This is a genomic window from Sphingomonas sp. Leaf231, from assembly GCF_001421995.1.
GTDB lineage: Bacteria > Pseudomonadota > Alphaproteobacteria > Sphingomonadales > Sphingomonadaceae > Sphingomonas.
In genome coordinates this window covers 378,443-393,789 of the sequence record NZ_LMLS01000005.1, presented here as the reverse complement: position 1 = coordinate 393,789, position 15,347 = coordinate 378,443, and the positions used below count along the sequence as shown (strand labels likewise).

At 63.3% G+C, this 15,347-nt stretch carries 11 protein-coding genes; 3 read left to right on the top strand and 8 right to left on the bottom strand.

Translation table 11 applies throughout. The annotated features are described in order from the left end of the window. Positions 1 to 35: 35 nt before the first annotated feature. From ASE95_RS16210 to ASE95_RS17815, 5 genes are all read right to left on the bottom strand, one after another. Positions 36 to 3,209, bottom strand: a complete 3,174-nt coding sequence (locus ASE95_RS16210; RefSeq protein ID WP_235528368.1) for a TonB-dependent receptor — start codon at positions 3,207 to 3,209, stop codon at positions 36 to 38. 153 nt (positions 3,210 to 3,362) lie between these two features. Then, complete coding sequence (locus ASE95_RS16205; RefSeq protein WP_056638591.1) at positions 3,363 to 4,472, bottom strand: lactonase family protein; 1,110 nt, start codon at positions 4,470 to 4,472, stop codon at positions 3,363 to 3,365. A gap of 80 nt (positions 4,473 to 4,552) precedes the next feature. Then, positions 4,553 to 5,848 carry an MFS transporter gene (locus ASE95_RS16200; RefSeq protein ID WP_156348091.1) on the bottom strand — a complete coding sequence of 432 codons (1,296 nt, stop codon included), beginning with the start codon at positions 5,846 to 5,848 and terminating at the stop codon, positions 4,553 to 4,555. Beyond that, complete coding sequence (locus tag ASE95_RS18465; RefSeq protein WP_268795847.1) at positions 5,841 to 5,969, bottom strand: hypothetical protein; 129 nt, start codon at positions 5,967 to 5,969, stop codon at positions 5,841 to 5,843. The genes ASE95_RS16200 and ASE95_RS18465 overlap by 8 nt, the downstream gene beginning before the upstream one ends. 186 nt (positions 5,970 to 6,155) lie before the next feature. Further along, positions 6,156 to 6,326 (bottom strand): hypothetical protein, encoded by a 171-nt coding sequence (locus ASE95_RS17815; protein WP_156348090.1) that lies wholly within the window; start codon positions 6,324 to 6,326, stop codon positions 6,156 to 6,158. A 132-nt stretch (positions 6,327 to 6,458) separates the two neighbouring features. Between ASE95_RS17815 and ASE95_RS16185 the strand changes: the two genes are divergently transcribed. The 3 genes from ASE95_RS16185 to ASE95_RS16175 are packed head-to-tail and all read left to right on the top strand — an operon-like array spanning position 6,459 to position 9,891. Further along, on the top strand, positions 6,459 to 7,196 hold the full coding sequence (locus ASE95_RS16185) for an ABC transporter ATP-binding protein (protein WP_056638581.1): 738 nt from the start codon (positions 6,459 to 6,461) through the stop codon (positions 7,194 to 7,196). Continuing rightward, entirely contained in the window at positions 7,193 to 8,632 is a 1,440-nt protein-coding gene (locus ASE95_RS16180) for an ABC transporter permease (RefSeq protein WP_056638579.1), read from the top strand. Before ASE95_RS16185 ends, ASE95_RS16180 begins: the two co-directional genes overlap by 4 nt. After that, on the top strand, positions 8,629 to 9,891 hold the full coding sequence (locus ASE95_RS16175) for a DUF3526 domain-containing protein (protein WP_056638576.1): 1,263 nt from the start codon (positions 8,629 to 8,631) through the stop codon (positions 9,889 to 9,891). Before ASE95_RS16180 ends, ASE95_RS16175 begins: the two co-directional genes overlap by 4 nt. Before the next feature lie 160 nt (positions 9,892 to 10,051). Here ASE95_RS16175 and ASE95_RS16170 read toward each other — a convergent pair whose 3' ends face one another. The 3 genes from ASE95_RS16170 to ASE95_RS17810 form a co-directional block, all read right to left on the bottom strand. Continuing rightward, complete coding sequence (locus ASE95_RS16170) at positions 10,052 to 11,896, bottom strand: methyl-accepting chemotaxis protein (protein ID WP_056638574.1); 1,845 nt, start codon at positions 11,894 to 11,896, stop codon at positions 10,052 to 10,054. Between the two features lie 180 nt (positions 11,897 to 12,076). Then, positions 12,077 to 14,569: a M10 family metallopeptidase C-terminal domain-containing protein gene (locus ASE95_RS16165; RefSeq protein ID WP_162234718.1), complete on the bottom strand. Its 2,493-nt coding sequence runs from the start codon at positions 14,567 to 14,569 to the stop codon at positions 12,077 to 12,079. Between the two features lie 181 nt (positions 14,570 to 14,750). Further along, positions 14,751 to 15,017 (bottom strand): hypothetical protein, encoded by a 267-nt coding sequence (locus ASE95_RS17810; RefSeq protein ID WP_056638569.1) that lies wholly within the window; start codon positions 15,015 to 15,017, stop codon positions 14,751 to 14,753. Positions 15,018 to 15,347: the final 330 nt, after the last annotated feature.

Genomic DNA, 15,347 nt, shown 5'->3' with positions numbered 1-15,347 from the left:
GAATGCCACGGCCATGGTGTAATCGCGAACGCGCGTCAGAAGCGCACGCGCACCCCTGCGATGAAACGACGCTCGTAGATGTTCTCGTTGAAGACCTGATCGGTCCAGGTCAGGTAGTAGCGCTCGGTCTCCCCGGTCAGGTTCGATGCCTGTCCGTAGAGCGTCACATACGGCAGGATGTCATAGCTGATCGACGCATCCAGGTAGTTGGTCGGCATCTGGTATTGCGCCAACCCGCGTCCGTCCTGCTGGATGCCGTTGTAGTTGGACGACACCAGCCGCTTGGAACGATAGTTATACGCGACGCGCGCCTGGAAGCCGTATTTTTCGAACCACAAGGCCGCATTTGCCTGATGCTTCGAATTGTCCTGGAACGGTTGGTTGTTGCCGGCCAGATCGACCAGCCCGGCATCGCCCAGCGACAGCGTGTAGTTGGCGTCGACGCCGAACCCGCTGAACAGGCCGTTCACCCCATAATCCGCCAGTGATTGTCGTGCCGACGCCTCAATCCCCTTCAGCGTTCCGCCCTGACCCTGACGGAACGTGTTGGTGATGACCGGGCGGCGCACCACGCCGTCGTTGTCGGGGATGTCGTTGCGCACCTCGGTGGTGCGATCGATGAAGCTGTCGACCGCGATGTAGAACGCGCCGACCGCGAACAGGCTGGAGCGGCCGGTGTAATATTCGAAGCTCGCCTCGACGTTGGTCGCACGCCACGGGTTTAGGTTCGGGTTGCCGAGCGAATCCGCGCTCTGCGCCTCGAACCGCGCGGGGCTGATCGTGGTGTTGATCGCATAATTGACGTTCAATCCGCCGCCCCATTGCTGGAAGTCGAGCAACGTCATCGTTTTCGAGAAGGCGGCGCGGGCGCGGAGCTTGTCGGTCACGTCGAACGCGATGTTGATCGACGGCAGGAAGTCGGTGAACTCCCGCTTCGTGCGCACGTCGCCGGCATCGACACCCGATACGCCATAAGGCTGTGGCGCACCGACGATGTTCTGACGCACGTCCAGCCGCGTGTTGACGATCTGCAACCCGCCGTTCGCGCGGAACGGCATGCCGAGCAGTTCACCCTCGCCCGAAACCTGTGCGTAGCCGGAGATCTGCTTGGTCTGCACGTCGAATGACAGGGCCGGGTTCACCAGATTCTGGCTGCCGGGATAGAATTTGTTCTGCCACGCCTCGCTGTCATCCATCGCCTTCGGGTCCAGCGCGTACAGGTTGGGTGCGCCCGCCGCCGGCAACGCATATTGCTTGATCAGGCCGGCGAAGATCGGATCGCTTGCCTGCCGGGTCAGCCCCGCGGTGTAAGCGACGCCCTGCGCATCGCGGATCGAGCATTTGTTGTCGTTGAGGTTGACGTCGAACGCCTTCCACTTGACCAGGCAACCCGCCGCCGGATTGCCGGGGTTATCGGTGTTCCCGGCGTAGAAAGGCGACACCCGATCAAAGGTGAACTGGTCGACGCTGCGCTGTCCATAACGCGCACCGAAAGCGACCTTCAGGTCGTCGTTCGCCTGCCATTCCGCATCGGCGCGCAAGGCCCAGATGTCACCGTTCTGGTACTGATTGCCCTCCGAAGAGATCGTCTTCAGCCCGTAACGCGACGGATCGCCCGCCTGTGCGAGGAACGCCGGGGAGAAGCCGAACACCGGTGCACCGCTCGTATAGTCGACCGTCGCCGTCTGACCGTAGATCTGGTAACCCGTCGGATTGAACGCGATGTCCCCGGTCGGATAATTGCCGACCCCGTTATACGCCCATTGCCGCCCGTTGGTCAGGCTGAACTGCGTATAGGACTGATCGCGCTCGCGCGATGCCTTGCCATAGATGCCGCGCACCGTCGCCTTGAACGTCTCGCTGGGCTTCCAGTCGAGCTGCAGATTGTAGTTCTGCGACTCGCTCTTGGTGCGGAACGTCTCCGAATAGCTGTCGAAACTCGGCAGGCTATAGGTATATTGCTGGACGGTGTTGATGTTGTATGGGCGGTTCTGCGTAATGGCATTCCGGCCACCGGCACCATCCGAAACATCGCCGATGTTCACGCCCTGATTATAGGCGACGCCGGTGTCGCGCGATCCGGTCGGCAGATACGGCGAGGACAGCCAGTCGACGTTCTGGAACTGGAAGCCGGCGGTCCGGTCATATTGGGTCTGTCGCGTATAGAAGCCGTCGGCGGTCAGACGCAGCGCGTCGTTGATCTCGAACTGCAACGACGCGTTGGCGCCGAAACGCTGCCGGTCGGTGATGCGGTTCCAGGCGGTATGCGACTGCGGCGTGATGAACGAGTCGTTGGCATCGCCGTCGCCGTTCACGTCGTAACCCAGCAGCGCGCCGGCGGCGTCGCGGATCGGCCGGCCACGGCTGATCCCATTATTGCCGACTGCGAAGTCCCCGGTAACGGCCGGCGAGATCGAGCCATCGGCGTTCAGCGCGGGATCACGGCCATATTCGTTGCGCAGCGAGACGCCATAATCCTGCACGCCGCGAAAGCTGTTGGCGAGCGACAGGTCGCTGTACGCCGCAGACACCAGCAGGCCGACCCGTTCGCCATGGTAAGCGATCAGCCCATTGGCGGACGGGCTCCAATCCTTGGTCTTGTCGCCATATTGCCCCTCGGCGGCGGCGGAGAAGGTCACGCCGCGCTTCAGGTCGAACGGACGTCGCGTCAGCAGATCGACGGTACCCGACAGTCCGGCCTGTTGCAGCGATGCGGTCGGCGACTTGAACACCGTCGCGCCGGAGAACAATTGCGAGGGGATATCGGTGAAGTTCGGCTGGACGGTCGTCACCGAATTGGCGCCCAGGAATTGCTCGCCGTTCAGCAGCGTGGTCACCTGCGGCAGGCCGCGAATATTGATGGCCGCACCCTCGCCTGCGTCACGACGGATCTGCACGCCGGCGATGCGCTGCAACGAATCGGAAATCGTGACGTCGGGCAGCTTGCCGATATCCTGCGCGCTGATCGCCTCGACCACGCTGTCGGCATTCCGCTTCACTTCGATCGCGCGAGCCTGCGACGCACGAATGCCCGTGACGACGATGTCGCCGGCGGCATCGTCGGTCTGGGTCGGCGCTGCGACCGCGTCGGCGGAGGTCGCGACTGCATCCGGGGTCGCCGTTTGCGCCGATGCATCGGTGATCATCATGGCAAGTGCAGCGGGCGAGACGGCCGCCAGCATGGCGCGGCGCGCGGAAACCTTCAGCATCATCAACTCCCCTACTTCTTCCCTGCGCGCCTGTTTTCTTAAATCACGCATTTTTATTTTCGCGGGAGTGGTTCGCCGAGTCAAGCCGCAGCTGAGGCAAACGCCTATATCCGCGACACTTTCCGGCAAAATGGCGGCGGCTCTTCCTAAAGCCTAGGTGCCGATGAACACGATACCGGGCACTGAAAAACCATTGGCCGGTTCGTGCAACCTGCCATCCGGGCGCAACCGCAGCCGGCCTACGCCGCCGCTATGCTGGTTTGCGACCAGCATCTCGCCATGCCGGTCCAGCAGGTGGAAGTGGCGCGGCCAGCGACCACCGCATCCGACATGCTGGAGCAATTGCAGGCCGCCGTCGCGCCCGATGGCGAACACAGCGATGCTGTCGTGCCCGCGGTTGGAGACATAAAGGCGCGTACCCGCTGCGTTCAGAGCAATATGCGCGGCAGCCGACGGCCCGTCGAAGCCGACCGGCAACGTCGAGACCTCTGCACGTTGGGCGAACGTACCATCCTGGGCGGCATGCAATATCGTGATGGTATTCGCCAACTCCGTGACGAGATACGCGATCGGCAACCGCGGATGTCGCGCGAGGTGGCGCGGCCCCGCGCCCGGCGCGGCACGGTAGGCGACCGAAGTTTCGACAAGGCGACCGGTCCGCGGATCGATGCGATGTGCGAACACCGTATCGGCACCCAAATCCACCGCATGCAGGATCGCGCCGTCGGGCGTGAACCCCACCCAATGCGCGTGCGGTTCGGACTGACGCTCCTTGTTCGGGCCGCTACCTTCGTGCGCGACGATCTGTGCCGGCCCACGCAGCCTTCCGGTCGCCGGATCGAGCGCCCACAAGGCAACGTTCCCGCTGGAATAATTTGCGACCGCCAGCATTTTGCCGCTCGCCGACAATGCTGCGTGACAAGGGTCCGCGCCCATTGTCGCGACGCTCTCCAGCCGCCGCATCGAAGCGTCGTAGACCCCGAGCATACCGTGGCGTTGCTCGTCGAGCAGGTAACGTATACGCCGGCCCCGGTCGCTCACCCCGAACGACGCATTGCGGATCGCCGCGTCCGCAGCGGCAGCCCGCCATTTACCGCCTTCCTCGACCAAGGGCACGAGCCCCGCCCCGCCCTCGTTGGCGTATGTTCCGGCGAACAGGCCCGGGATGCGCGTGGCCGCGGCGCAGGCGGGGATCGCGCCGAGGGCGAGCACGCCCCCGACGATGGCGCGGCGCGTCGGAAACTGCGTGGGTTCGTGATCCATGGCCGGTATCTAACCGACGACAATACCACGAACAATATGGCGTCATGGTCGTAACATGCTGGCGACCGACCCGGTACCCGTCAACGGCCGGACTGCGCCCGCCGGTCGGCCGTCATGAGCACGACGGTCAGGACGAGCGACGTGGCGAGAAAGTAGAGCCCGCCGCGGATATCGCCCGTTTCATCCTTGATGAAGCCCAGTACGAACGGCCCGAGATATCCGCCCAGATTGCCGACCGAGTTGATGATGGCGATGCCTGCGGCCGCCGCAGCACCCGTCAACCTCGTCGAGGGCAAGGTCCAGAAGATGCTTTGGCCAGCGTACAGGCCGAACGCCGCGAGACAAAGTCCCGATAATGGCAGGATCGTGCCGGGTAGCGCCGCCGACATCGCCAGCCCCGCCGCCGCCAGCAACGAATTGACGATGATGTAGCGATGCCGCTTCCCCGAACGGTCGGAAAGGCGCGGGACGATCCACAAGGCCGCAGCCGCGAAGGTATACGGAAGCGCGAAGATAAGGCCGACGGTTTGCAGGTCGCGGCCACCCATGGTCAGCAACGTCGGCAACCATGTCGTCACCCCGTAAACCGCCAACGGAAACGGCAGGAAAGCGAACGCCAGGCGCATCACCAAGCCGTTCCTGAACACGCTGCGCCAAACGCCCGTTTCGCTCGACGCCGCTTGCGCCTCACGCGTCATCTGCTTCTCAAGCCAGCCACGTTCGTCGGGCGATAGCCAGCGCGCGGATGCGGGATCGTCCGGCAAAAGCAGGAGTGTCGGCAACGCGAGCAGGATGGCCGGCACGCCGCTGACCACGAACAACAACTGCCAGCCTCGTAATCCGAACAGCCCGTCAAGCCCGAGCAACCACGCCGACAAGGGGCCGGTAAGGATCAGCGCAAAGGGCTGCGCCATCAGAAACAGCCCCAGTATCCGTCCGAGGTGACGTTGCGGATACCAGCGTGTCAGATAGAAGACGATCCCGGGATACAGGCCCGCCTCCGCGGCGCCGAGCAGAAACCGTAACACGTAAAAGGCCATCGGCGTGCGGATCGTCGCCATCGCCACCGTCACCGCACCCCAGCTGACGAGGATCCGCGCGAACCAGCGTCGTGCGCCGACGCTGGTAAGCAGGATGTTGCTCGGCAACTCGAACAGGAAATAGCCGATGAAGAACAGCCCTGCGCCGAAACCATAGGCGGTGTCACCCAGCCCGATATCCGCGGCGAGCTGGAGCTTGGCGAAGCCGACCACCGACCGAGCGACATAGGCGACCGTGTACAGAAGGATCAGAAGCGGCAGCAGCCTGACGGTGACCCGACGGATGATACGGCGCTCCTCCACTGCCGCCTCTCCGGCGATCGCTTGGTCAGCCACTTTCCAGTTCCTTCAGCACGCCGGGGCCGAGTTGTTCGACGCCGACGATGCTCCACAGGTGATGTACCGATACCCATGGCAAACATGCGCGGTGCCCGCCATAGCCACGCATCGCGGACATGCCGTATTCCGCATGATCGGCTGCGCCCGCCTCGGAACGCGCGCGGCGTCGCGGTGGCACCATCGCCCGCGCCACGCATCAGTCCCGGCGGCCGCGCTTGCATGAGCGACGCGTTCTCCAGCGTCAGATATTGCGTATCGTTGGGCGCGACCGGCGACCCCATCTTCTTCCACGCGGTGAATGCGTTCACTTTTCCGCGCGCACAACCTGCTCAATACCGGGGACGGCACCGCCGCTTTCAAATGGTGCAGCACGGGCATCGACAACGAGACGAAGAACGGCCGCCCGATCTACAATTGGACGAACGTCGACCGGATCATCGACACCTGTCGCCACAGGGTACGGAATACCCGTCATGCCTCCTCTCCCCGGGGTCATGCGACGTCGCCGCTTCTGCGGCCTCATAAATCCGGATATGCGATGTTGCAACATCTCCGTTGACTATGGCGAGCGGCCAAGTCAGAGCGACCGGTAACGCAGGAGCCTTGCATGACCGACGCCAGAACGCCGATCCTGATCGAAGCGCTGACACTCGCTTACGGCGAACACCGGGTGCTGGACGGCCTGACCCTTTCGGTTCCCCCGGCGAGCATCACCGCATTGCTAGGCGGCAACGGCGCGGGCAAATCGTCGACCTTGTCCGCCCTGTTGGGCTTCGTGCGCGCGGATGGCGGACGGATCGAAGTCTGCGGGATCGATCCCGGCCGTGATCCCGATGCCGCGCGTCGGTGCATCGCCTATCTTCCCGAAAACGTCGCGCTCTACCAACATCTCAGTGCGGTCGAGAATGCCGACTATCTCCTCACCCTGTCCGGTAACCGCAAAAGCCGGGCCGCCATCGCAGATGCCTTTACCGCGGCCGGACTGCAGGAACGCGCGTGGGATCAGCGGCTTGGCGGCTTCTCCAAAGGTATGCGGCAAAAGGTCGCCATCGCCGTTGCGCTGCTGCGCGAGGTGCCGGTGTTGCTACTGGATGAGCCGACCTCCGGACTTGACCCGCGCGCCACCGCAGACTTCAACGGATTGCTGGCCAGTACGCGCGCGCGCGGAACCTCGGTGTTGATGGTAACGCACGACCTGCTTTCAGCGGTGGACGTCGCCGACCGTATCGGTTTTCTGGAAGGCGGCCGCATCGTCAAGCAAGCCGAGGCGCATGGCCCCGACCGCTTCGATGTTCGCGCCCTGCGCGCGCGTTTCCAGGCGGATGTCGACAGGGCCGCGGCATGAGCGCGGTGCGCCTGATCGCGCGCGAGGAACTGCGACTGATGCTGAGAAACCGCGTCGCGGTGATCGCGGTCGCGCTGCTGGTGTTGCTGACCCTGACGGCGGTGCTCAGTTCGTGGGCACACCAGCGTGGCATCGCCGACTTGCGCGCGCGACAGCAAGAAAGGGCCGCGCACTTGTTCGATGCGCAACCTGACCGGCACCCGCATCGCATGGTTCATTACGGCACCTTCATCTACCGGCCGCTTGGGCCGCTTGCCGCGTTCGACCCCGGTGTCGACGCCTTCACCGGCAACAGCATGTTCCTGGAAGGCCACCGGCAGAATACCGCCAATTTCGGGGATGTGCGCCAGAGCTCCCTGCTCGTGCGCTTCGGCCAGTTGACCCCTGCGTTCGTCCTGCAGGTCGTCGCGCCGCTGCTGCTGATCTTTCTCGGTTTCGGCTCGATGTCGCGTGAGGTCGAGCGCGGAACGCTTCGCATGCTGATGTTGCAGGGGGCATCGCGCGGTCAGGTGATGTCCGGAAAGCTTCTCGCCCTCGGCCTTGTCGCGCTGCTTACCGGATTGCCGGCCATGTCGGGCTTGGCGCTGATCGCCGGGCAGCCCGATGCACCGGCATTGCCCATGCTCATGATCGCTGTCGGCTACCTCGCCTATCTGGCCTTCTGGGTCTTGCTGATCGTGATCGTCTCGGCGTCCGTGCGGCGCAGTCGCGATGCATTGCTCGCATTGGTGGGAATCTGGGCTGTGGCGATCATCCTGATTCCGCGGATCGCACCGGATATAGCCAGTACAGCGGTGCCGCTGCGTAACAGGCTGCAGACGGAAATCGCCATCGCGCGTGATCTGCGCCGCCTTGGCGACACTCACAACCCGGACGATCCACACTACCGCGCGTTCAAGCAGGCGACGTTGCGGCGCTATGGCGTGACCCGCTTGGAAGACCTTCCGGTCAACTACAAGGGTCTGCTCGGGATGGAAGGCGAACGGCTCACTTCCGCCTTGTTCGACCGCTATGCCGGGGAGAGTTTCGCTGCACAGGCGCGGCAAAACCGCCTTGTCGATGCTGCCGGGCTGCTCAGCCCCGTCATCGCGCTTCGATCGCTCTCTATGGCGGCAGCGGACACAGACTTCGCGGGGCACCGCCGCTTCCTCGAACAGGCCGAAACCTATCGTTACGCGCTGGTCCAGCGGTTGAACCGGATGCAGGCTGAAGACGTGACCTATGCGGACGATGTCGCCGTCGACGCAGGGGCGGACCGACGCAAGCGGGTGTCGGGTGGGAGTTGGCAGCAAATGCCCGATTTCATTTTCCACAGGCCGAGCGGGCAGATGCTCGCCGCCGCCGCGCTCCCCGGGCTGATCGTCGTGATCGGCTGGCTTGCTCTCGCCGCACTGCTGCTGATGCGGGTCACCCGACGAGTGGGAGAAGGTCGTTGACGTTGTGGACGGCAGAACTTCGCTTGCTGCTACGCGCGCGCCTCACCGTGATCGCGCTGCTGTTACTTGCGGGCGTGACGATCGCGGCGCTTGGCGTCGGGATGTTCGAGGTGTCGCGTCAGCGGTCCGCTATCGCAGTAATCGCCGAGACGCAGGCGGAGGACATCGCCGCGGTGGCCGCGTACGTCGATCGTAGCAAGGACGCCGGCAGCGCTGCCTATTACAGTTTCTTGCCGACATGGGATACGCCTGCGCCGCTCGCCTTCGCCGCGCTGGGGATGCGCGACGTGTCACCGTACATTCTGCGCGTGCGGGCGCTGGGCCTTGAAGCGCAGCTTTACGACGGAGATGTCTTCAATCCGGAACTAGCGCTGCCGGGACGCTTCGATTTCGCGTTCGTGCTGGTGTTTATCGCGCCGCTTGTCGTCATCGCGTTGTTTCACGATCTCGTCTCCGGAGAGCGCGAAGCGGGGCGCTATCGTATGCTTGCGGCGTTGCCGCTTGGCGGAAGCGGCTTGTTTCGGCGTCGCGCGGTGCTAAGCCTGACACTGCTCTGGAGTGCAATCGCGGTGCCGTTCGCCGTTGCGGCGGCGCTGTCTGGCGTGGCCCTGCCGATGGTCGTCATCGTGCTGGCCGTGATCGCTGGCTACCTGCTGTTCTGGATCGCGGTCGCGGCGCTGGTCAGCCGGCTCGGCTGGACCTCGGTGGCCAATGCCGCGGCCTTGGCCGCTGCCTGGCTGATGCTCGTGCTGGTGGTGCCGACGCTGGCCAATGTCGCGATAAACGCCGTCGTGCCGGTCGCACACGGTACGGAAATAGCGCTGGCGCAGCGCGAGAAGGTCAATGCGGCATGGGACATCCCGCGCGAGGAAACGATGCGCCGCTTCTATGCCAATCATCCCGAATGGGCCGACTCTGCGCCGCTCGGCCCGCAATTCCACTACAAATGGTATCTCGCATTCCATCAGGTCGGCGACGAGGCCGTCGCCGATCGGGCGCGAACGTATCGCGCCGACCTGAAACGCCGTGAGGCGGCGGGCCGGTCACTCGGCTGGGTATTGCCTTCCGTCGGGGTTCAGGCGCTGCTGACACGGCTCGCCGAAACAGATCTCGATGCGCAACTCGGCTATCAGGACCGCATCCGTGCCTATCACCGGCGACTGCGTACGTTCTTTTACGCTTACCTGTTTCGGGACAGGCCGTTTGGGGAAGCCGACTTCGCAAAGGTGCCGGTCTTTCGGGATCGCGACGGCCGGTAGCCATGTGGATTCTTGCCGGCGCGGGTACCGCCTGCGGCACGCGAGGCTTATCCTGAAGCGGTAATGGCCGGATTAGCGGGGCTAGTGTCCTGTGCGGTGGGTCGGCGACGCCTTCCAACGCACCCCGGAGTGCGCGGCGTCGCCATGGTTCACCGTTCGATCAGAATGAGGACCAGTCATCCTCCGCGACGGCCACCGCTGCGCTACCGCGGCTGGCGGGAACGCTGCTGGCGAAGCGAGCGCTGGCGCGCGCCTGAAGCTGATGCACCGGCGAGGAGCCGATTACCGCTCCGGCTTGATCGCCGAGGCGGAAGCGACTGACCTGCCGCGACATGTTTTCGGTTTCCTCGGCCAAGCTACGTGCTGCGGCTGTCGCTTCCTCCACCATCGCGGCATTTTGCTGTGTCACGCCGTCCATCTCGCTCACCGCGGTATTGACCTGCTGCAACCCGGTCGCCTGCTGCTCGGCCGCAGCGGCGATGTGCGATACCAGCGCGTTGATCTCGCCGACCCTGCCTGTGATCCGGGTCAGCGCCTCCCCTGTCTTTGCGACCAGCGAAACCCCGGACGCGACCTGAGCGGTCGAGGCGTTGATCTTGCTCTTCACGTCCTTGGCCGCATCGGCGGAACGCTGCGCGAGCGCGCGCACCTCGGAGGCGACGACGGCAAAGCCCTTACCGGCTTCACCCGCCCGTGCGGCCTCCACACCGGCGTTAAGCGCCAGCAGGTTGGTCTGGAACGCGATGCCGTCGATGACCGCGATGATCTCGCTGATCTCGCTGGACGACCGCTCGATACCGTTCATCGCCTCGACTGCACGCCGGACGACGTCGCCGGATTGCTCGGCATCGTGGCGCGTCTCTACGACGACAACATTCGCCTTCGACGCGTTCGCGGCGGTTTCGCGCACCGTCTCGGTGATCTGGTGCATCGCTGCTGCCGTTTCCTCGAGGCTGGCGGCCTGCTGCTCGGTACGGCGCGACAGGTCGTCCGAAGCCTGGCGGATATCGCTAGCCCCGTTCGCAATGCCCTCGGCGCTTGCGTTTACCGCGACCAACGTCGTCGCCACCGACTGCATGGCGTTGTTGAAGTCGTCCTTGAGCTTCGTGAAAGGCCCGGTGAGGTCGGTGTCGATCCGGGCCGTGAGGTCGCCGCGGGCCAGCAAGGCAAGGCCTCCACCGACGCTGTCGACGATCAGTGCAGTCTGTTCCTGCTTCGCGCGCTCGGCGGCCGTCAATTGATCGCGCAGGGCGACCATCGCAGCGGCGAGTGCGCCGACCTCGTCTCGGCGCGCCTCGACCGGAACCGCGGCATCGAGATCACCCGAGGCAAGCTGTTCCATCGCCCCGGTCATCGCGGAAAGTGGACGCGCGATGCCGCGGATCAGCGAGACGAGCAGCCCGATGGCAAGCGCGACCACGACGATCGTCAGACCAAGCGACAAGTTGCGCGACGTCGTGTAGGTCGCGTTGGCGTCGGCCATATCGCCATCCATCAGGCGGATCTGTATCGACTTCAGCTTGGTTGCATCGTTGTTGACCCGGTCGAACAGCGGGCGGCTGCGACTGAAGCTGTCGAGTGCCTGTTCGTCGAGATTGTCGTGGGATAGCGCCAGCGTATTCTTCGATACGGCGAGATAGCCGCGCCAATCGTCATTGAGCTTGTCGAACATGGCGCGCGCCTCGGGGTTTTTGAGTACCCGGTTCAGGAACCCGCCATTCTTGCCGAGGGCGTCAACCCGGGTCGCGGCATCAGCTTCCGCAGCCGCGATGTCATCAGGCGTCTGCGACAGGATGCTGTTGGCCTCAGCGTTGCGGTAGGCGGCTGTCGCGGTTCCGAGCGCAGTGACGGCGACAAGCTTGTCGCGGCGATCATGTCCGAGGAGTTCAGCACTATCATTCAATGTGTGCTGGGCGCTGATCGAGGCGATCGCCATGACGAGGAGCGAGCCAAGAAGGATTCCGAAGACGAGCAAAAGTTTAGAGCTGATCTTGAGGTTCTTCACGGTCTTGTGCCCTTTTCCTAATGTCCGGAACCTAGCGCACAGACATTAACGATTGTTCTTCGAGACGTTCGTTACGAGGATTTTGAAAATGCGCATCGAACGCCATAAAAAAGTGAAACTAGTTGAGTTTGCGCGAATAAAGGTCCGGAAGCGGCATCACACGCCTCCGGACTTTTTTATTCAAGCGAAGAAGAACAGGTCGTTGACCGATCCGTGAAGGGGCATATCAAACCCGTAATTCGAGCTGCCAACGTGATCAAGTGGGCGATCGACATCGTTCGGGACGACGCCTTGTCCCTCCGCAAGCAATTTGCCGTCCTTGAAGATCTGCATCCATCCATTGGCATCGACACCCGCACCCCAGTCAGCGGTTTCGCCCTCGATGATCGCGTCTTTCGCGACGATGCGATGCTTGGTTCCCTTGTCAATGATCTCGAACGCCATGTCGTCGCCGTCGCTGACCTGACCCAACCAGATGTTTTCCGCGTCTGGCCCCCGGCCGGTGTCGAAGATGCGCTGGAAGGAACCTGCCTTGAGGTCGTCGAAGCGCGCTTCGGCGAACACGCGGAACGCGCCGTCGATTTCCGGGATATCGAGCTTCGGCGTCGTGATCGAGACATCGCTGATGGTGCCGATGAGCGCTGTATCCTGCGCCCAGTTGGAGTGCCCGATATACTCCTTGCTGCGATCGACATCGCGCGGCGCCACGCCCTGTCCCTCGGCGACCATCTTGCCGTCCTTGAAGATGCGCATCATGCCTTCGTCAGAGACGCTCGCAGTCCAGGTCGCCGTTTCCCCCTGCACGATTGCATCTTTCGCAACGATACGGTGAACGGCCTTGCCCGCCACGATTTCGAAGCCCATGTCGTCGCCCGAGCCGATCTGTCCAAGCCAGATGTTGTCCGAATTCTCGCCGTTGCCGGTGTCGAAGATCCGCTGGAAGCGACCACCCGCCAGATCGTCGAACCTTGCCTTCGCGGTCGCGACGAATGCGCCATCGATGTCGCCGAGCGGCGCACCGTTATGGACGTAAAGGTCGGAGACCTTGCCGACCAACGGCTTGTCGTTCGCCCACGGCGAGCTGCCGACACGCTCTTGCAGCCGCGCGACGTCGGTCGGAACGACGCCTTGCCCCTGCGCCACCGGCGCGCCGTTCTTGAAGATCGCCATCATTCCCGCGGCATCGACGCTGGCGGTCCAGATCGCCTGTTCGCCCTCGACGATCACGCCCTTGGCAACGATCTTGTACCCGACCGAGCCGACGCGAATGCCGAACCCCATGTCCCTGGATGTACCGATCTGGCCCAGCCAGACGTTGTCGGACGCCGGTCCGTTGCCGAAGTCGAAGATGCGCTGGTACGGACCGGCGTCGAGGTCGTCGAACCGCGCCGTAGCGATCGCGGTGAACGCGCCGTCGATCTCGTACTTCGGCGTCGCCGGCGGCTTAGGCGCGACGTAGACGTCCGCCGCGTCTGGCGAGAGCACCACCGTATGGCTGGTCGCGCTGCCGGCAGCGATCGCGCCGAAGCGCGCCTTCAGGTTTGCCAATACCGCCGCCACGTCCAGCTTGGCATCGTCGAAGCCGAGTTGTTCGATCGCGGTCAGCGTATCGACGGCCCCCGTCGCGGTGTCGCGGATCTTCAGCACGCCATTCGTCGCTGCGGTCGCATCGTAGACGATCTCATAGCCGCCGCTCTTGCCAGCGAATACGGCGCGATCCACGCCGGCGCCACCATCGAGGATATCAGCACCACCCCCGCCGAGCAGCGTATCGTCGCCGCCCATTCCCAGCAGCGTGTCGGCTCCGGCATTGCCCTCCAGCCGGTTCGCGACATCGTTGCCGGTGATCCGGTCCGCACCGCTGCCGCCTAGCGCATTCTCGATCACCGTTCCGCGTGCGATCGCGAAATTGCCGACGCCGCCGTCGATGTTCGAGAAGGCACCTTCCCGCAGGTCGATGACCTGGTCGGCGCTGCGTTTGCTGAAGTTGAATGTATCGATGCCGCCGCTGTCCACGATCGTTGACGCCGCCCAGCGCTCCCCGATCGTGCCCGCCTCCTTGACGGTGCGATCGTCGCCATAGGTGTCGTTCCCGGTCCGTACATTCGTTGGCACGCCGTACATCTTATGAATGGCAACGATGTCCGCCATCATCGGCGTCACGGGCGTGGCCCAACTCGCCTGCGAGTACGGATTCTGGGCCTGGTTGAAGTAGGACATGATGGAGTTTTTCCAGCTATCTTCCTGATAGCGTCCCTGCTCCGGAAAATTGGCCGAACCATTGTAATTGCCCGCGTGACCAAGGCCGAGCGCATGGCCGATCTCGTGGATATAGGTCTTCAACTTGAACAAGCTGCCATTCCCCCAATTCGCTTCGACATTGACGGTCGCCGCGGTGTGGATGCCGTTCCATGACACCTGCAGCGCGCCGCCATTGGCGCCGGGCCTGTTCTCCGAAAAGCCGATCTGCCCCCAGCCGCTGGTCTCGACGAAGGTAAGCCCAGTCGCCGCGGTCCATGTTGCAAGTGCGGCGCGGGCCGTTTCCTGATTGTCGGCGCGAAGGGCGGTGATGTTGACGCTGATGCTGCCGCCGGTGCGGACGTCGAAATGGCGTGAACGTCGTCCCATGTCGTTCCAGTAGCCGTCCGTCAGGTAATGTGCCTGCTGATCCACGGTCCACGACGGCTTGTCCGGTGCAACCGCGTTCGTCGTGACTTCCCCGGCCTTGGCAAATTCGCGGCTGCCGCCTTCGCTATGCTCAAAAACGGGGTCCTCGCCGCGCGATTGACAAATTATGCACATGACATGTTGATCCCTTGTTGAACGTATGTTTTCGTCAGAATGCTGGATGGGATCAGTCCGGAAGAGCGCCTTTTTGGACGCGCGCGTCAGCATAACCGTCCGACCCATGCAGCGCGGTGGGGGGCGTGACCTCCACCGTGCGGCCGATGCGTTCGAACGCACCGGCCAGCGGTTTGCACAAACCCTGCTGCGGCTTGGCGCACTGCACGATGGTAGGTTTGACGACAGTCGACGGTGGTGAAGCGAAAGCGGCGATCAGCGACGCCATCAACACGACACGTAATTCGTCATAATGGTCGCGCCCGTCCTGCTGACCCATACATCGGCGAATTGCAGATGCTTGGCGGAAAGTGTCTGCCGCAGATTGGATTGAGCAAATCCTAACGACTATGCTTTCGCAAATAGCAGTATCGTTCTCGTGGGGCTTAATGCTGCCACCAACCTCTTAACATTATTAGCTTTTGATGTGGGTTTGCTGATATCCGGGCGACTTCTCAACTTTCATCATCGCTGAGTTTTAAGCTCGGAGGGTTGCCAGTCGCGTCAAGAACGCGGACGAAGCGCCCACTTGTCTGGATTATCTTCTTGCTTTCAAGCGACTTACGGCCCACCACCAGCGCCGGATCTCTCCGTATCGCAGGAGCGAGCT